This is a genomic window from Bradyrhizobium sp. IC3195 (genome assembly GCF_020193585.1).
Taxonomy (GTDB): Bacteria; Pseudomonadota; Alphaproteobacteria; order Rhizobiales; family Xanthobacteraceae; genus Bradyrhizobium; species Bradyrhizobium yuanmingense.
Genome location: NZ_JADYVG010000044.1, coordinates 1 through 15,522 on the forward strand (window position 1 = coordinate 1; position 15,522 = coordinate 15,522).

Consider the following 15,522-nt stretch of genomic DNA (forward strand, 5'->3'; position numbering starts at 1 on the left):
GGTCTGAGCTCCTCCCACCCCCTCCGTTAACGTTTTGCTAACCATACACCGGGCAAAAATTGCCGGGTGAAGTCGAGTGTCGTCAGCCGCGTAGAACGGGAGCTCCCGTGGACGCCAGTGCGGTGCCTCACTTTCGGAACGGCGGCCCGTCGGCCGCCGCGCAGACGTTTGGGGCGCGCGGACGGCAGTCGCGCGGGGAGGCAGCTACCATGGTCGACGTCACGGCAGGACAGGGCGTAGGCAGCGCAAGGCCCTCGATCCCTTCCCTCAATGACATCGTCACCGTCCTCAAGCGCGGCGACATCGCGCTGGCGCTCGGCGTTCTCACCATCCTGGTGGTGCTGATCCTGCCGCTGCCCGCGATCGTGCTGGACGTGTTCCTGGCGATCTCGATCACGCTCTCGATCCTGATCCTGATGACGTCGCTCTTCATCCAGACGCCGCTGGAGTTCTCGGCCTTCCCGACCGTCCTCCTGATCTCGACTATGCTGCGGCTCTCGCTCAACATGGCCTCAACCCGGCTGATCCTGTCGCACGGGCACGAGGGCACGGCCGCCGCCGGTCACGTCATCGAGGCCTTCGGCAACTTCGTGATGGGCGGCAATTTCGTCATCGGCATCATCGTCTTCGCCATCCTGATCATCGTCAATTTCGTCGTCATCACCAAGGGCTCGGGCCGCATCGCCGAAGTCGCCGCCCGCTTCCACCTCGACGCCATGCCCGGCAAGCAGATGGCGATCGACGCCGACCTCGGCGCCGGCCTGATCGACGAGAAGGTCGCCAAGGAGCGGCGCAAGGAGCTCGAGGACGAGAGCGGCTTCTTCGGCGCCATGGACGGCGCCTCCAAGTTCGTCCGGGGCGACGCCATCGCCGGCCTCCTGGTCGTGTTCATCAACGTCGTCGGCGGCATCATCATCGGCGTCGCGCAGCAGGGCATGTCCTTCGCCGACGCGGGGCGCACCTACACGCTGCTGACCGTCGGTGACGGCCTTGTCACCCAGGTGCCGGCGCTGATCGTCTCGACCGCGGCCGGCCTGCTCGTCTCCAAGGCCGGCGTCTCCGGCGCCGCCGACAAGGCGCTCATGAAGCAGTTCTCCGGCTATCCGCAGGCGCTGGCGATGTCCTCGGCGGTGATGCTGGTGCTGGCGGCGCTGCCGGGCATTCCGACCCTGCCCTTCCTCGCGCTCGGCGCCGGCGCCGGCGCGCTGGCCTGGAACGCCCGCAACCGCAACCGCGTGGCGGCCAAGGCCGAAGCCGCCGTTCACGCCGCGCCCGCTCCGGGAACGCCGGGTGCGCCGGGCGCTGCCGCGACGGAAGAGCCGATCTCGGCCGCGCTCAAGATCGACGACCTCAAGATCGAACTCGGCTACGCCCTGCTGCCGCTGGTCAACGGCCCTGACGGCACCGACCGCCTCACCGAGCAGATCAAGGCGCTGCGCCGTTCGCTCGCGATCGAGATGGGCTTCGTGATGCCGGCGGTGCGCATCCTCGATAACGTCCAGCTCGAGGCCAACACCTACATCATCAAGATCAAGGAGGTCGACGCCGGCACCGGGAAGATCTGGCCGAACCAGTTCATGGTCATGGACCCCGGCGGCGGCCAGGTGCAGGTGCCCGGCATCCACACCACCGAGCCGACCTTCGGCCTGCCCGCAACCTGGGTCGATGCCAGCCTCAAGGAAGAGGCCTCGCTCAAGGGCTACACCGTCGTCGACGCCGCGACCGTGCTCTCGACCCATCTCACCGAGCTGCTCAAGGCCAACATGTCGGACCTGTTGTCCTACGGCGAGGTGCAGAAGCTGCTCAAGGAGCTGCCGAAGGAGCAGAGCGAGCTGGTCAAGGACATCGTCCCGGGCCAGGTCACGGTCTCCGGCATCCAGCGCGTGCTGCAGCTGCTGCTCGCCGAGCGCATCTCGATCCGCGACCTCTCCACCATCCTCGAAGGCATCGCGGATTCGCTCGCCTTCTCGCGCAACCCCGCGACCATGGTCGAGCACGTCCGCGCCCGCCTAGCGCGGCAGATCTGCGCGCAGAACACCTCTTACGCCGGCTATCTGCCGCTGATCGCGCTGTCGGCGAAATGGGAGCAGGCTTTTGCCGAATCCATCATCGGCCAGGGCGAGGAGCGGAGCCTTGCCATGCAGCCCTCGAAACTTTCGGAATTCATGACCGCCGTGCGCGAGGCTTTCGAGCGCGCCGCCCGCGAGGGCGAGGCGCCGGTGCTGGTCACCTCCGCTTCCATTCGGCCCTTCGTGCGCTCGCTGGTGGAACGGTTCCGGGCCCAGACCACCGTGCTGTCGCAGGCGGAAATCCACCCCAGGGCGAGGCTGAAAACCGTCGGAAGCATCTGATTTGCCTTAAGAAGCCGTGTGTTTTTCAGCCACAGGCAAATGGTTTTTGAGTTCCTGGCGCCTTGTCGACCAAGGCCTCAAAAAGCCGGCAATAGGCTCATTACGGCTTTGAAATAATTACATAAAAGAACGATCAAGGGTCGCCTTTGATCGCGATCTATCACGTCATATCACGCCCTTGTGATGGCCCCTTGGGAACGAATCCCCCCGATACTAGGTTGATGGGCACCGGAAGCATGAACCTGCCTCAAACGGCTGGCGACTACTTCGGGTAGATGGCGGCAGGAGGCTTCCATGAACCACTCGATCTACAGCGCAGATCGCGCGACCCATTTGAAAATCGTGGTCGTCGCCCTCGTCGCAGGGGTTGCGGTGGCTGGCCTCGGCATCACGGCACGCTCGGGTTCGGATGAAAGCCTGACCCAGACCGCCCACGTCATCAAGGCCGGGAAGCCGGTCGTTGTCACCAGTTCGAACGCGTCCCTCGTTCGCTAAGGAGATCTGACGAGTTTTGTGAATTCACGCGGCTCTTTACCAGCCCCCCAAAGTCGCCACGTGGATATGTAGACGACCCCAACCCCAAGTCGACTACAGAAAGCGCCCGCCCCCCACGGGCGCTTTCCCATTTCTGGTACCTCGTCATTGCGAGCGCACGCGCGTCCAATTCGTCATTGCGAGCGCAGCGAAGCAATCCAGACTGCCTCCGCGGAAAGACTCTGGATTGCTTCGCTGCGCTCGCAATGACGGAGCAAGCGGCACGGCCCTGCCTGCCAACTACCTTCCCCCATACGTCGGCGGCGGCGCCTGCACGGTCGGGGCGGCGGCAGCGAACAGCTCGTCCTTGCGTCCCGAGAGCGGCGGATAGATGCGCTTGCGGTTGATGGTCTGTTTGGTCGCCTTCGCGGCCGCGCCGGTGGCACGGACCTCGCGATTCCATCCTTCGGTATAGAGCGCGCCCCAGCCGCCGAGGTCGAGCACGGTGACGTACCAGTCGATCCGCAGCGGCAGCATGGGCAGGCCGACGAGATCGGCGACCACGTTGTGGCCGGCGAAGCGGCCCATGGGACGGGCGAACTGACAGGACATCAATGTCGGATGCAGCCCGTCGATCACGCTCGAGGCGACGTCGCCGGCCGCGAACACGCCGCCGACATCGGCCACACGCATGAAGGGATCGACGAGGAGGCGCCCGAGGGAATCGCGCCCGCCCGGAAAGCTCGCCGCCAAAGGGCTTGCCCGCATGCCCGCGCACCAGATCACCGTCTGCGACGGAATGAATTCGCCCGAGCTCAGGCGCATGCCCGCGGCCTCGATCGCGGCGACACGCACGCCGAGCCGCGTCTCGATGTCGAGCGAAGCCAGGGCCGTCTCGATCACCGGGCGCGCGTTCGCGCCGATGCTGGCGCCGACGCTCGGATTGGGATCGACCAGGATGATGCGGCGGCTGCCGGTGATCCCTGCGCGCGCCAACCGGTCCGGCATCTCAGCTGCGACTTCGATGCCGGTGAAGCCGGCGCCGACCACGACCACCGTTGAATGGCCCGGAGACGGCGCGCTGCGTCCGAGCGAAACCAGATGATCTTCAAGGCGGAGCGCCGCGGCATAGGTGTCGACGTCGAAGGCGTGTGCGGCCAGGCCGGGAATATCGGGGCGCATCACCGCGCTGCCGAGCGCCAGCACGAGGCGGTCATAGTGCAGCGTCTCCTTGCCGGCGCTGGTGACGAGCGAGATTTCGCGCCGGGCCGGATCGATGGCCTCGACCTCGCCGAGGCCGTGGCTGACACCGATCGGATCGAGCAATTGTCCGAGCGGAAGCGCGACCTCGCTGAGGTCGACCTCGTAATTGCGCACGCGGATGTTGTGATAGGGATTGCGGTCGACGAGACGGATCTCGATGTCGCGGTCGCTCGCGCCGATCTCCTCGCGCTTGCGCGCAGCGCCGATGGCCGCCCACAACCCCGCAAACCCGGCGCCGAGCACGACGATACGCGCCATCTCCGCCTACTGCACTTTCCCGAGGAAAACCCGCGGCCTGCCCGCGGAGACAGACTAGCGCAACAACAGGCGCCGACCAAATGCGGCAGCGTCCGCGCCGCTGCACAAAATCGCGACTTACGCCTCGCGCAGCTCCGACGGCGTCGTGCCGAAGCGCTTGCGGAAGGCGCGGTTGAAGTACGACAGATCGGAGAAGCCGGAGGAATGCGCGATGTCACTGATCTTGCGCATCCTGGCGCGGGGATCGCCGAGCAGCTTGCGCGCATGGAGCAGGCGTTGCTCCAGCACGAATTCAGTGAAGGTCGTGCCGGCCTGCTCGAACAGGCGCTGGGCCTGGCGCGGGCTGAGGCCTGAGCGCGTCGCAACTTCGGCGAGGCAGAGATCGTTACGGCCGAGTGCGGCCATCACGTCGGCGCGCATGAGATCGAGGCGCGCCGCCGCCTGCCCGCGGCCGCGGGCGCGGCTTGCGTGCTCGGCATCGGTGCCGAGCAGGAGACCGACGAGATCGACCATGTGCTGCGCGGTCAGGCGCTGGCCGACCGCATCGAGATGCGGCGCGAGATTGGCGGCGAGCGCGTGGTAGCGGAAGATGGTCTCGGCGACTGCGCCGTCGACGAGCACCTGCGAGAGCTTGTCCTCGGCGCGCGGATTGATGTCGAGCAGCGCGCGGCGCGGCATGCGAACGGTGGTGAAGCGGTCTGCCTCGGTGTGGCCGACGGTGCCGGTCACGCTCATGTCGACCAGCACCATCTGGGCGGGCGCGAGCTCGACGGTGTGGCCGTTCTGCCCGACGCGGACGAGCCCCGCATGGGCCGATATCAGCACGAGATCGTCGCTGCCGTCGGCAAGGTGGCTCTGTGTGCGGGAATATTGCGCCGAGGCACCTTCCGGAATGGCAAGGGTGATGTTGTCGACGACGCTGATCTGCAGCCGGCAATCGATGCTGTCGCCACGGCTCGGCCCGATATCGAGGCCGCAGCGACCGACGGCCCGCTCGCGCCAATGCTCGAAGGCCGGACCGTGCGGCAGGCCTGCATATTGGTGAAGGAAGATGCCCGGCGTTCTCGCTGCATCCATCTGATTTTCTCGCCCTTTCCGGCATCAATCGCGTTCAAATTCCGGGAATTTGACGCCGTGGACCGAGGCGAGGTTCAAATCGAGGGCGGATTCGGGAGCACTTGTCGGGCTGCGACAGCGGGATGGACCGTGGCGACAGTCGCCGTGGCACCTATTTTTGCGCGGGCGCCTGCGGTTGGGCCGGCGGCACGGTCTCGATCAGCTTGCCGGAAAACACCGGGGCGGAGGTCGGCTGGCCGTTCGGCGAGCCGCCCGCCTGCTCGATGGTGACGGCGAAGGTCGCGCTATTGACGACCTCGGCATCGTAGGAGGCGAGCAGTGGACGCGCGGTGAAATCGCCGGCGCCGATCACGCCGAGCGAGCGCGGGCGCGGCAGCTTGTCCGAGATCAGCCAGAGCTCGAAGCTCTTGCCGGGCTCCGGCGTCGCGCCGACCTTCCGCACCGTGAAATTCCGCGTCGCGCCATCGATGGTGAGGATGAAGGCGGGACCGCCGCCCTGGCCCTGCAGCAGCGCGACATATTGCGCGGAGGCGGCGAGCGGCGCGGCCGGCGTCTTCACCTCGACCGTCTGGATGCGCGGCGGGGGACGCAAAGCGCCCGGCAGCGCGTCGGGCAGCAAGATCTGCAGCGACAGTGTTACGAGCAGCGCGGCCGCGAGCGCGCCAATGGCGGAAGCGATGGTGCGCCAGCGCTTCACCCGGCTCTCGAGACGAATCACATTGCTGTCGTCGACCACCGGCGCCTGCGGCGTACGGACGACGTTGGCATCCGGCGCATGGACTTGCGGGATGAATTGCGGCGCGATGTCCGGAACAGCATCAAACTCGGGACGCGGCGCCTCAGGCGCGGCGGCTTCGGGCTGCTGCACCTCAGCCGACTGCGGGCTCTCGGGCGGAGATTCCGCAGCTGCCAGCGAGGACGTCTCGGGCACAGGCGGCTGTGGTGGCGGCGAAGCTTCGGCAGGCGCAGGCGGCTCCTGCGCGGCGGTCGTGCGCGCGATCTCCGCCCTGATGTTCTCCCACACGATCGGACGCGGCTCGACCGAGCCGACCATCTGGTTGAGCACGCCGAGCCGATAGGCCCAGGCCTGCACGATCTCGGCGAACGCCGGGTCCACCGCCATCATGGTCTCGACCTGCGCGCGCTCGTCGGCGCCGAGCGTCCCGAGCGCATATTCCGCGGCGAGCGCGATATGGTCCTCCGTGTAGGCCATCAATTGCAGTCCAGAACCACCCTCATCATCCAAGCGATCACAGTCCGAGGCACTCCCGGATATCCAGCATGCTGCGCCGCAGCCACGTCTTCACCGTGTTGACCGGCGCTGAAAACTTCTCCGCCAATTGCTCGCGGCTCCACCCGTTGTAATAGGCGAGCAGCACGAGCCTCTGACGGTCCGGCTCGAGCCGGCCGATGCATTCCAGGAGCCGCTTCAGCTCCTCGGTCATCTCGCGGCGGGCCAGCGGATCGGGACTTTCGGCCGCGACTTCCATCGCCTGAGGCTCTTCCTCGATGGAGGCTTCCGACTTCTTGCGGACGATGTCGATGGCGCGGTTGCGGGCGATCGAGGCCATCCACGTGATCGGCGAGGACAGGGCCGGATTGAACTGGCCGGCGCTGTTCCAGATCTTGACGTAAGTCTCCTGAATGACCTCCTCCGCGAGATCCTGCCTGCGCAAGATACGGAGCACGACGCCATAGAGTTTCGCGCGCGTGGCGGCGTAGAGGCGCTCGAACGCGGCCTGATCGCCCTTCGCCACCGCCTCAATCAACCCGACCAGCTCCGCTGGCGTCAGCATTCAGCCCCCCAACACGCGGGCCGTCGCGTTCCGCGTAGACCCCGGCACCGCACCACCATAGCGCGCGGCCAAGCGGACCACCAAGGGGCGCGGCGCCACACTGTGGACAGCACATGCGAAAACCCGGACCTTGCGGGTCCGGGTTTTGGCAATTCCTGGAGGGGCGGGCTAGCGGCTCAGGCGACGGCGCCGATGCGGGCACGCATCAGGCCGATGCTGTCGAGGTCGGCCTGCTCGCGGGCGTTCTCCTCGGCGCGCTCGCGGGCCTGGTCGCGCTCGTCGAGCAGCTCGACCTTTTTCAGCTCCTCGAAGGCCTCGGCCAGTGCGGCCTTGGCTTCCTCGAGCTGGCCCTTGAGCTCGTCGGCCGAGCGGGTCAGGTTCTCGCGGCGCTGGATCGCGGCTTTGGCGTAGGTCGGGTAGGCGAAGTGCGAGGGATCGTTGATCCCGGCGCGCTCCTGCTCGGTCTGGATCTCGCGTTCGAGATCGACCGACATGCGCTGGAAGTCGGCGATCATGGTCTCGATCTGGGTGACCCGGCGGCGCTTCTCGTCGACCTGAAACTTCTTCAGGCGGATGAGGGTATCTCGTGACTTCATCGACTCGTACTCCCCAGAAGTCCCCCCGCTGCACGTGGGACGATACCGGTCACCCCACGGGCCCGAAGGGGGCCCAGACCGGCTCTGCTACTCTGTGGGATCGGATGATGACCGGACAAAGTTAGCGTTCCGTTTCCAAATTGCCGAGGATTTGCGCCAATTGGCGATAGCCCTCCGCGAGCGATGCCTTTTCGTCCTTGCGCTGGCGCAGGAAGGCTTCCAGCGGCTCGTTGAGGCGGATGGCCTCGTCGACCTCGGGACTGGAGCCGGCGCGGTAGGCGCCGAGACGGATCAATTCCTCCATGTCGGCATAGGTCGCCATCACCTGGCGGGCACGCTGGATGACCGGCCAGAACTGCGGATCGGCCGATTTCGGCATCGTGCGCGAGACGGATTTGAGGATGTTAATCGCGGGATAGCGACCGCGTTCGGCGATCGAGCGCTGCATCACGATGTGGCCGTCGAGGATGCCGCGCACGGCATCGGCGATCGGCTCGTTATGGTCGTCGCCGTCGACCAGCACCGTGAAGATCGCGGTGATGGCGCCCTCGCCCAATCCCGGCCCGGCACGCTCCAGCAGCTTCGGCAACTCGGTGAAGACGGTCGGCGTGTAACCCTTGGCTGTCGGCGGCTCGCCGGCAGACAGGCCGATCTCGCGCTGGGCCATCGCAAAGCGCGTCACCGAGTCCATCAGGCAGAGCACGTCCTTGTCCTCGTCGCGAAAATATTCGGCGACCGCGAGCGTGAGGTAGGCCGCCTGGCGGCGCATCAGGGCCGGCTCGTCGGAGGTCGCGACCACCACGACTGAGCGCGCAAGGCCCTCCTCGCCGAGATCGTCCTGCAGGAATTCCTGCACCTCGCGGCCGCGTTCGCCGATCAGCCCGATGACACTGACATCGGCATCGACGTTGCGCGCCAGCATCGACAGCAGCACCGACTTGCCGACGCCGGAGCCTGCGAAGATGCCCATGCGCTGACCGCGGCAGCAGGTGAGGAAGGTGTTCATGGCGCGCACGCCGAGGTCGAGCGGGCTGCCGACGCGCTTGCGCGAATGGGCGGGCGGCGGCGTATTGCGGAACGGCATCGGCGAAGAGCCCTGCGGCAGCGGCCCCTTGCCGTCGATCGGCTCGCCCAGCGCATTGACGACGCGTCCCAGCCAGGCCGCGGACGGCCTCACCTGGTTGGCGGCATTGGCGATGACCGCCTTGCAGCCGCGGCGCACGCCCTCGAGGCCGGCGAACGGCATCACCACGGCATTGTTGCCGGAGAAGCCGATCACCTCGCACGGAATGGTGCGGTTGGCGCCGGTCTCGATCACCAGCCGCGCGCCGACCGACATCGCGTGGATAGGGCCGGCCACCTCGACCATCAGACCGCGAACGCCGACCACGCGGCCATAGATGTTGATGCCGTCGATGTCGCCGATCTGTTCGGCCAGCGCCTTCATCGGGGGGCCTTCATCAGCAGCGCACCTTCATATGAGGGTCCTCATGAGATGGTCGCCTTCGGTGATCCCGGGACATCACGGTGAAAACCTTAAGTTTCGCCATATTTCTGAACGGCGCTTAACTTCGTGTTTACCCGCATCATTAATCATTGCGTCACTGTCTTTGAGACTGAGCGTGCCTCCCCTTCAGAAGAAGGCTGAGTCGCGGGAGTCGGTTAGGCCCGTCTCTTAAAGTGGAGCTTGAACGGAATCGGGTAACGAAAGCTGCTTCGTACGCAAGACCTTAGGGCGATTCGACAAAAATTGCACCGGGGGGACTTGCGTTCCAGAATCAGACTTTGTTAACCATCTGTTGTCAGGATCCGAATCAGTTGTTCAAAGGCGTTTTGTTGAGTGCCGCGAATGCGGCCGACCTGACGCCCAGGAGCGGCGACTATGGGGAACTGGCATGCGCGTTTTGCTGATTGAAGATGACAGCGCCGTCGCGCAGTCGATCGAGCTGATGCTGAAGTCGGAGAGCTTCAACGTCTACACGACCGATTTGGGGGAAGAAGGCGTCGATCTCGGTAAACTATACGATTACGACATTATTCTCCTCGACCTCAACCTGCCCGACATGTCCGGCTACGATGTGCTCAAGCAGCTCCGGGTCTCCAAGATCAAGACACCGATTCTGATCCTCTCCGGCCTCGCCGGCATCGAGGACAAGGTCAAGGGTCTCGGCGTCGGCGCCGACGACTACATGACCAAGCCCTTCCACAAGGACGAGCTGGTGGCCCGCATCCACGCCATCGTGCGCCGCTCCAAGGGCCATGCCCAGTCGGTCATCCAGACCGGCGACCTCGTCGTCAACCTCGACACCAAGACGGTGGAAGTCGGCGGTCAGCGCGTGCATCTGACCGGCAAGGAATATCAGATGCTGGAGCTGCTCTCGCTCCGCAAAGGCACGACCCTCACCAAGGAAATGTTCCTCAACCACCTCTATGGCGGCATGGACGAGCCCGAACTGAAGATCATCGACGTCTTCATTTGCAAGCTCCGCAAGAAGCTCGCCAACGCCTCCGAGGGCCGCAACTTCATCGAGACCGTCTGGGGCCGCGGCTACGTGCTGCGCGAGCCGCACGAGGCCGACGAGCGCATCCCCGCCTGATCCCTGGGTTACGTCGCGAGCCCAGTCAGGCTCGCTCCTCCCAGCCTGGACCCCGCCGCAAATGGCGGGGTTTTCGTTTTTGGGGGGACGCTTCATTGGAAGCTTAACGTTTGAACCCCTAGCCTTCCCCTGCCGACGAATGGTCGCTGCACGATGGGGGAACGATGATCCTGCAATCACTCGCCGGCCTGCCCGCCTTCCTGGTCTATTTCTGCACCGGGCTGATCGTGATCGTGGCCTATCTGTTCGTCTACACCCGCATCACGGCGCATAACGAATTCCAGCTCATTCGCGACAACCAGCCGGCCGCGGCGATCGCGCTTGGGCTCAGCCTGCTCGGCTTCGTGGCGCCGCTGGTCAGCGCCATCGCGCATTCGGCCAACGTGCTGGACTGCCTGATCTGGGCGACGATCGCGCTGATCGTGCAGGTCATCGTGTTCTATCTCGTCAAGGTTCCGGTGCCGGACTTGTCGAGGCGCATCGATGACGGCGAGCTTGCCCCGGCGATCTGGCTCGGCCTGTCCTCGCTCGCCGCGGGCCTGCTGAACGCCGCCAGCATGATCTACTGACATGGCCGACAAACCCGCCAAGAAGGAGTTCGGCAAGCGCCGGCCAGTCGCCGAGCCGCCGCGACCGCCGGTGAAGCGCTCCGGCCACGTCGCGCTGCTGGTGATGGGCACGATCGCCGTCGGCACCACGGCCTATACCTTGATGCCGCGGCAGAACTGCGAGCCCACGCCCGGCGCCGTGCCGGGGCAGACGACCACGACCTGCACGAGCAGCAGCAGTTCGTCGGGCGGCAGCAGTTCGCGCTGGTCGTCGCGATCGAGCTTGTTCAGCGGCGATTCCTCCAGCCATTCCTCGTCGGGAACGTCGTCCAATGTCAGCCATAGCAGCGTGAGCCGCGGCGGCTTCGGCTCGTTCGGCCACGGCTTCTCGGGCGGCGGCTGATCCATGCAGCGCATCACCTGCCTCGAGCGCGACGACTGGCGGGAGACCGCCGCACGATGCGGCTTCGTCTTCCACACCATCGACGGCGAGCGCTATTGGGATGAGCGCGCCTATTATGGCTTTACGCTGGAGGAGATCGAGCGAGGCATCGAGGCGCCGACCGGCGAGATCGACGCGATGTGCCTGGAACTCGCCGGCCGCGTCATCGGCGACGAGCGTTCCTTGCGACGGCTGAAGATTCCGGAAGCGTTCTGGGGCCTGATCGTCGAGAGCTGGAAGCGCGACGACCGCAGCCTCTACGGCCGGCTCGATCTGAGGTTCGACGGCAAGTCGCCGGCAAAGCTGCTCGAATACAACGCGGACACGCCGACCTCGATCTTCGAGGCCGCGGTGTTCCAATGGACCTGGCTCGAACAGGCGATCGAACGCCGCGTCATCCCCTCGCGTGCCGACCAATTCAACTCCATCCACGAGCGGCTGATCGCGGCATGGAAGGAGATCGCTGGGAGCCGTCACGTCCATCTCACAGGGATCACCAGCAACGAAGAGGACGCCGGCACGCTCGCTTATCTCGAAGACACCGCGCGCCAGGCCGGACTCTCGACGACGCTGCTCGACATCGAGCAGGTCGGCTGGCGCGACGAGGCCGGCGGCTTCGTCGATCTCGGCGAGAACGACATCGCGCTCGCCTTCAAGCTCTATCCCTGGGAATGGATGTTCCAGGACGCCTTCGGCGCAAAGCTGAAGGATGCGCCAACGCGCTGGATCGAGCCGCCGTGGAAGGCGGTGCTCTCCAACAAGGGCATCTTGCCGCTGCTCTGGGAGATGTTTCCGAACCATCCCAATCTGCTGCCGGCCTTCTTCGAGGACGATCCGCGCGCCGCCGAGCTCGGCACGTCCTATGTGCGCAAGCCGCTGCTGTCGCGCGAAGGCGCCAATGTCACGCTGGTCTCCGGCGGCATGCCGCTCGACGAGCAGACGGGGCCGTACGGCGCCGAAGGTTTCGTACGTCAGGCGCTGGCACCGCTGCCGAACTTTTCGGGCTGCTATCCGGTGATCGGAAGCTGGCTGGTGAACCACGAGCCCTGCGGGATATCGATCCGCGAGGACGAGAGCCCGATCACGGGCAACCGCTCGCGGTTCTTGCCGCATGCGATTTTGTGATTTTGTCATTCCGGGGCGCGACAAAGTCGCGAGCCCGGAATCCATAACCACAGTCGGATGAAATGGCCCTGGTCTAACCGCCTGCCTATTTCGATGGCCTGTGGTTATGGATTCCGGGCTCCGCGCTAATGCGCGGCCCCGGAATGACAAAGAGAACTCACCTCGCCGCGGCGATCTTCAGCGGCTGCGGCATCAATCCGCCCATCGGACGGCCGGAGCGCGCGGGGTTGAGCTGATAGAGGCCGCGGCGATCGGCGATGGGGCGGAACGCGTCCGTGATGCCGACGACGGATTCGGCCGCCCCGAGCAGCAGCGTGCCGTCGGCTTCCATGGCCTTCGCCATGCGCTCGAAAATCACCGCCTTGGTGTCCTGGTCGAAATAGATCAGCACGTTGCGGCAGAAGATCACGTCGAACGTGCCGAGATGGGAGAAGTCCTGCAGCAGATTGAGCTGGCGGAACTGCACCATGGCGCGAATGTCGGCGTTGAGCTGCCAGAGCTCGCCGGTTTGCGTGAAGTATTTCACCAGATGCTGGATCGGCAGGCCGCGCTGCACCTCGAACTGGCTGTAGAGGCCCGCCTTGGATTTCTCCAGCACCTCCTGCGACAGATCGGTGGCGACGATCTCGATGCGCCACCCCGCGAGCGCCGCGCCCATCTCCTTCACGCACATCGCGATCGAATAGGGCTCCTGCCCGGTCGAGGCGGCCGCCGACCAGATGCGAAGCGACTTGCGCGCCGCGCGCGCCTGGATCAGGCCCGGCAGGATGGTGTCGCGCAGGTGATCGAACGGAATCTTGTCGCGGTAGAAGAACGTCTCGTTGGTGGTCATCGCTTCGACCACGTCGGTCGCAAGCCGGCCGTCGCCGTTCCTGATCTTCAGGACGAGGTCGGGGATGCCGGGAACACTTGCCTTGCGGGCGAGCGGCAGCAGCCGGCTCTCGACCAGATATTGCTTGTCGGCGGAGAGATCGAGACCGGAGCGCTCTTTCAGGAACTTGCGCAGATAGTCGTAATCTGCGGGCGTCACGAGCGGTCTCCAGCGAACAGGCGGTTGACCTTGGCGCCGATCTGGTTGAGCGGCAGGATCGCCGCGCAGATGCCGGCATTGGCCGCCGCGCCGGGCATGCCCCAGACCACGCTGGAGGCTTCGTCCTGCGCAATCACGCTGCCGCCGGCCGCGACGATGTCCTTGCCGCCGCGCATGCCGTCCGAGCCCATGCCGGTCAGGATCACCGAGAGGATGTTGCCGTGCCAGACGTCGATGGCGGAGGTGAAGAGCGGATCGACCGCAGGCTTGCAGAAATTGACGGCGGGGCCGTCGTCGAGCGCGATCACAGGATCGGCGCCGCTGCGCGTGACGCGCATGTGCTTGCCGCCCGGTGCGAGGTAGATCCGTCCCGGCTTGACCGGCTCGCCGTCGACCGCCTCGGCCGCCGGCCGGCGGCTCGAGCGCGCCAGATGCTCGGCCAGGATGGTGGTGAAGGTCGGCGGCATGTGCTGGGTGATCAGCACCGGGAAGCGATCGATCACGGCGCCGAGCTCGGTGACGAGCGACATCAGCGCCTGAGGACCGCCGGTCGAGGAGCCGATCAACAGCACCTTGGGCGCCTGGGTCGAGAACGGACGCGTTGACACCGAGCCTGACGAGGGGGCCGGAGCGGGCGCAGGCGCGGCAGGCCGCGCGACAGGACTGCGCGCGACGGGAGCCGGGCTCGCCGGCGCCAGCGGCGGACTCGCAACCGCAGACTTGCGACGCAGCCGCGCGCCGAGATGGCGGATCTTCTGGATCAGGTCGTGATGGAAAATGTCCGCGGCCGACGCCTCACGCGTCGATTCCGGCTTGGGAATGTAGTCGGCTGCGCCGAGCGACAACGCCTTGAAGCTGATCTCCGCGTTGCGGCGGGTCAGGGTGGAAGCCATGATGATGACGAGATCGCGCTTCTTGGCGAGCAGTTGCGGCAGCGCCGAGAGGCCATCGAGCTCGGGCATTTCGATGTCGAGCACGGCAACATCGGGATTGATGCGGTCGAGCTGGTTGACCGCCTCGAGCCCGGTGCGCAGCGAGGCCGCGACCTCCATGTCGTGCTCGGCACCAATCCAGCGCGAGATCAGACCGCGGATGACGACCGAGTCGTCGACGATCATCACCCGCAGCGGCCCGGTTTCGCGCGACGTGCCCGTGGTCGAATTACCTGCGAACGCAACACTCATTACACACCAACTCAGACTGAAACGGTTCAGTTGAAAACAAGCGCCGAAGGATCCGTTCAGCCTCCGGGCGATCGCTCAGATCAGGCCGACTTCCTGAAATTTCGCCGTCACGATGTCCTTGTCGAACGGCTTCATGATGTATTCGTTGGCGCCGGCGTGCAGAGCGCGCGCGATATGCGCGACGTCGTTCTCGGTGGTGCAGAACACCACCTTGGGCTGGTCGCCGCCGGGCATGCGCCTGAGATGGCCGAGGAACTCGTAGCCATCCATGACCGGCATGTTCCAGTCGAGCAGCACCGCGTCCGGCAGGCCGCGCTTGCAGGCCTCCAGCGCCTTCTCACCGTCCTCGGCTTCGAGGATTTGGAAGTCGAGCCCCTCCAGGATCCGGCGCGCAACCTTTCGGATGACGCTGGAATCATCAACGACGAGACAAGTTCGCATGTGAACCTCTGCTTCCTTCCCCCCTTTGCGGGGGCACTTCCAATCGCAAGTCCCTCGGCGGCAATGCCGCCGTATCAGGCCGCCATCATCTCGGGCGCGAGCTCGAGGACGCGGTCGACGTCGAGGACGACCATGAGCTGTCCGTCGAGGCGGTGGACGCCGCCGGCGAGCTTGGCCATGCGGGGGTCGAGGTTGACGGGGTTTTCTTCCTTGCCGTCCTCGGGCAGGCGCAGCACCTCGCCGATCTGGTCGATCAGGAGGCCATAGGATTCGCCGCGTAGGTCGACGCCGACCGCCATCGCGGTCTTGCCGTCCTCGTCCTTGGGCAGGCCGAGGCGCG

General features: G+C 65.7%; 16 protein-coding genes. 6 read left to right on the forward strand and 10 right to left on the reverse strand.

What is annotated here, in order from left to right; translation table 11 throughout:
* Positions 1–209 precede the first annotated feature (209 nt).
* Together flhA and I6F09_RS36485 are read left to right on the forward strand one after the other, a co-directional pair.
* Positions 210–2,351 carry a flagellar biosynthesis protein FlhA gene (flhA, locus tag I6F09_RS36480; RefSeq protein ID WP_225143766.1) on the forward strand — a complete coding sequence of 714 codons (2,142 nt, stop codon included), beginning with the start codon at positions 210–212 and terminating at the stop codon, positions 2,349–2,351.
* A gap of 294 nt (positions 2,352–2,645) precedes the next feature.
* Positions 2,646–2,846: a hypothetical protein gene (locus tag I6F09_RS36485; protein WP_225190165.1), complete on the forward strand. Its 201-nt coding sequence runs from the start codon at positions 2,646–2,648 to the stop codon at positions 2,844–2,846.
* 279 nt (positions 2,847–3,125) lie between these two features.
* Here the strand turns inward: I6F09_RS36485 and I6F09_RS36490 are convergent, their stop codons facing one another.
* The 6 genes from I6F09_RS36490 to fliI all read right to left on the reverse strand — a co-directional run bounded on the left by I6F09_RS36490 (position 3,126) and on the right by fliI (position 9,262).
* Entirely contained in the window at positions 3,126–4,346 is a 1,221-nt protein-coding gene (locus I6F09_RS36490) for an FAD-dependent oxidoreductase (protein WP_225190166.1), read from the reverse strand.
* Between the two features lie 117 nt (positions 4,347–4,463).
* Entirely contained in the window at positions 4,464–5,423 is a 960-nt protein-coding gene (locus tag I6F09_RS36495) for an AraC family transcriptional regulator (RefSeq protein ID WP_225190167.1), read from the reverse strand.
* 151 nt (positions 5,424–5,574) lie between these two features.
* The gene (locus I6F09_RS36500) at positions 5,575–6,636 is read right to left on the reverse strand and encodes an anti-sigma factor (protein ID WP_057027384.1); all 1,062 of its coding nucleotides are present in this window, start codon (positions 6,634–6,636) and stop codon (positions 5,575–5,577) included.
* Between the two features lie 37 nt (positions 6,637–6,673).
* Positions 6,674–7,219 (reverse strand): sigma-70 family RNA polymerase sigma factor, encoded by a 546-nt coding sequence (locus tag I6F09_RS36505; RefSeq protein WP_036026817.1) that lies wholly within the window; start codon positions 7,217–7,219, stop codon positions 6,674–6,676.
* Between the two features lie 176 nt (positions 7,220–7,395).
* Positions 7,396–7,815, reverse strand: a complete 420-nt coding sequence (fliJ, locus tag I6F09_RS36510) for a flagellar export protein FliJ (protein ID WP_025032035.1) — start codon at positions 7,813–7,815, stop codon at positions 7,396–7,398.
* A gap of 121 nt (positions 7,816–7,936) precedes the next feature.
* Positions 7,937–9,262: a flagellar protein export ATPase FliI gene (gene fliI / locus I6F09_RS36515; RefSeq protein ID WP_036011877.1), complete on the reverse strand. Its 1,326-nt coding sequence runs from the start codon at positions 9,260–9,262 to the stop codon at positions 7,937–7,939.
* A gap of 448 nt (positions 9,263–9,710) precedes the next feature.
* Between fliI and I6F09_RS36520 the strand changes: the two genes are divergently transcribed.
* From I6F09_RS36520 to I6F09_RS36535, 4 genes are all read left to right on the forward strand, one after another.
* Complete coding sequence (locus I6F09_RS36520) at positions 9,711–10,412, forward strand: response regulator transcription factor (RefSeq protein WP_016848562.1); 702 nt, start codon at positions 9,711–9,713, stop codon at positions 10,410–10,412.
* 164 nt (positions 10,413–10,576) lie between these two features.
* The gene (locus I6F09_RS36525) at positions 10,577–10,981 is read left to right on the forward strand and encodes a DUF350 domain-containing protein (protein WP_036011880.1); all 405 of its coding nucleotides are present in this window, start codon (positions 10,577–10,579) and stop codon (positions 10,979–10,981) included.
* Between the two features lies 1 nt (position 10,982).
* Positions 10,983–11,363: a hypothetical protein gene (locus I6F09_RS36530; RefSeq protein WP_074448088.1), complete on the forward strand. Its 381-nt coding sequence runs from the start codon at positions 10,983–10,985 to the stop codon at positions 11,361–11,363.
* Between the two features lie 3 nt (positions 11,364–11,366).
* Positions 11,367–12,527: a glutathionylspermidine synthase family protein gene (locus I6F09_RS36535; RefSeq protein ID WP_225190168.1), complete on the forward strand. Its 1,161-nt coding sequence runs from the start codon at positions 11,367–11,369 to the stop codon at positions 12,525–12,527.
* Between the two features lie 157 nt (positions 12,528–12,684).
* Here I6F09_RS36535 and I6F09_RS36540 read toward each other — a convergent pair whose 3' ends face one another.
* The 4 genes from I6F09_RS36540 to I6F09_RS36555 all read right to left on the reverse strand — a co-directional run.
* Positions 12,685–13,557 (reverse strand): protein-glutamate O-methyltransferase CheR, encoded by an 873-nt coding sequence (locus I6F09_RS36540; RefSeq protein ID WP_225190169.1) that lies wholly within the window; start codon positions 13,555–13,557, stop codon positions 12,685–12,687.
* Positions 13,554–14,741 carry a chemotaxis response regulator protein-glutamate methylesterase gene (locus I6F09_RS36545; protein ID WP_036036029.1) on the reverse strand — a complete coding sequence of 396 codons (1,188 nt, stop codon included), beginning with the start codon at positions 14,739–14,741 and terminating at the stop codon, positions 13,554–13,556. Before I6F09_RS36545 ends, I6F09_RS36540 begins: the two co-directional genes overlap by 4 nt.
* 75 nt (positions 14,742–14,816) lie before the next feature.
* Positions 14,817–15,182, reverse strand: coding sequence for a response regulator (locus I6F09_RS36550; RefSeq protein WP_007600538.1), 366 nt, complete (start codon positions 15,180–15,182; stop codon positions 14,817–14,819).
* Positions 15,183–15,256: 74 nt separating this feature from the next.
* The coding region (locus I6F09_RS36555; RefSeq protein ID WP_225128785.1) for a chemotaxis protein CheW at positions 15,257–15,522 on the reverse strand (266 nt) is incomplete at its 5' end.

Coding starts and splice junctions, on each gene's coding strand:
- flhA (WP_225143766.1), top strand. CDS start 210: ATGGTCGACGTCACGGCAGGACAGGGCGTAGGCAGCGCAAGGCCCTCG.
- I6F09_RS36485 (WP_225190165.1), top strand. CDS start 2,646: ATGAACCACTCGATCTACAGCGCAGATCGCGCGACCCATTTGAAAATC.
- I6F09_RS36490 (WP_225190166.1), bottom strand. CDS start 4,346: ATGGCGCGTATCGTCGTGCTCGGCGCCGGGTTTGCGGGGTTGTGGGCG.
- I6F09_RS36495 (WP_225190167.1), bottom strand. CDS start 5,423: ATGGATGCAGCGAGAACGCCGGGCATCTTCCTTCACCAATATGCAGGC.
- I6F09_RS36500 (WP_057027384.1), bottom strand. CDS start 6,636: ATGGCCTACACGGAGGACCATATCGCGCTCGCCGCGGAATATGCGCTC.
- I6F09_RS36505 (WP_036026817.1), bottom strand. CDS start 7,219: ATGCTGACGCCAGCGGAGCTGGTCGGGTTGATTGAGGCGGTGGCGAAG.
- fliJ (WP_025032035.1), bottom strand. CDS start 7,815: ATGAAGTCACGAGATACCCTCATCCGCCTGAAGAAGTTTCAGGTCGAC.
- fliI (WP_036011877.1), bottom strand. CDS start 9,262: ATGAAGGCGCTGGCCGAACAGATCGGCGACATCGACGGCATCAACATC.
- I6F09_RS36520 (WP_016848562.1), top strand. CDS start 9,711: ATGCGCGTTTTGCTGATTGAAGATGACAGCGCCGTCGCGCAGTCGATC.
- I6F09_RS36525 (WP_036011880.1), top strand. CDS start 10,577: ATGATCCTGCAATCACTCGCCGGCCTGCCCGCCTTCCTGGTCTATTTC.
- I6F09_RS36530 (WP_074448088.1), top strand. CDS start 10,983: ATGGCCGACAAACCCGCCAAGAAGGAGTTCGGCAAGCGCCGGCCAGTC.
- I6F09_RS36535 (WP_225190168.1), top strand. CDS start 11,367: ATGCAGCGCATCACCTGCCTCGAGCGCGACGACTGGCGGGAGACCGCC.
- I6F09_RS36545 (WP_036036029.1), bottom strand. CDS start 14,741: ATGAGTGTTGCGTTCGCAGGTAATTCGACCACGGGCACGTCGCGCGAA.
- I6F09_RS36550 (WP_007600538.1), bottom strand. CDS start 15,182: ATGCGAACTTGTCTCGTCGTTGATGATTCCAGCGTCATCCGAAAGGTT.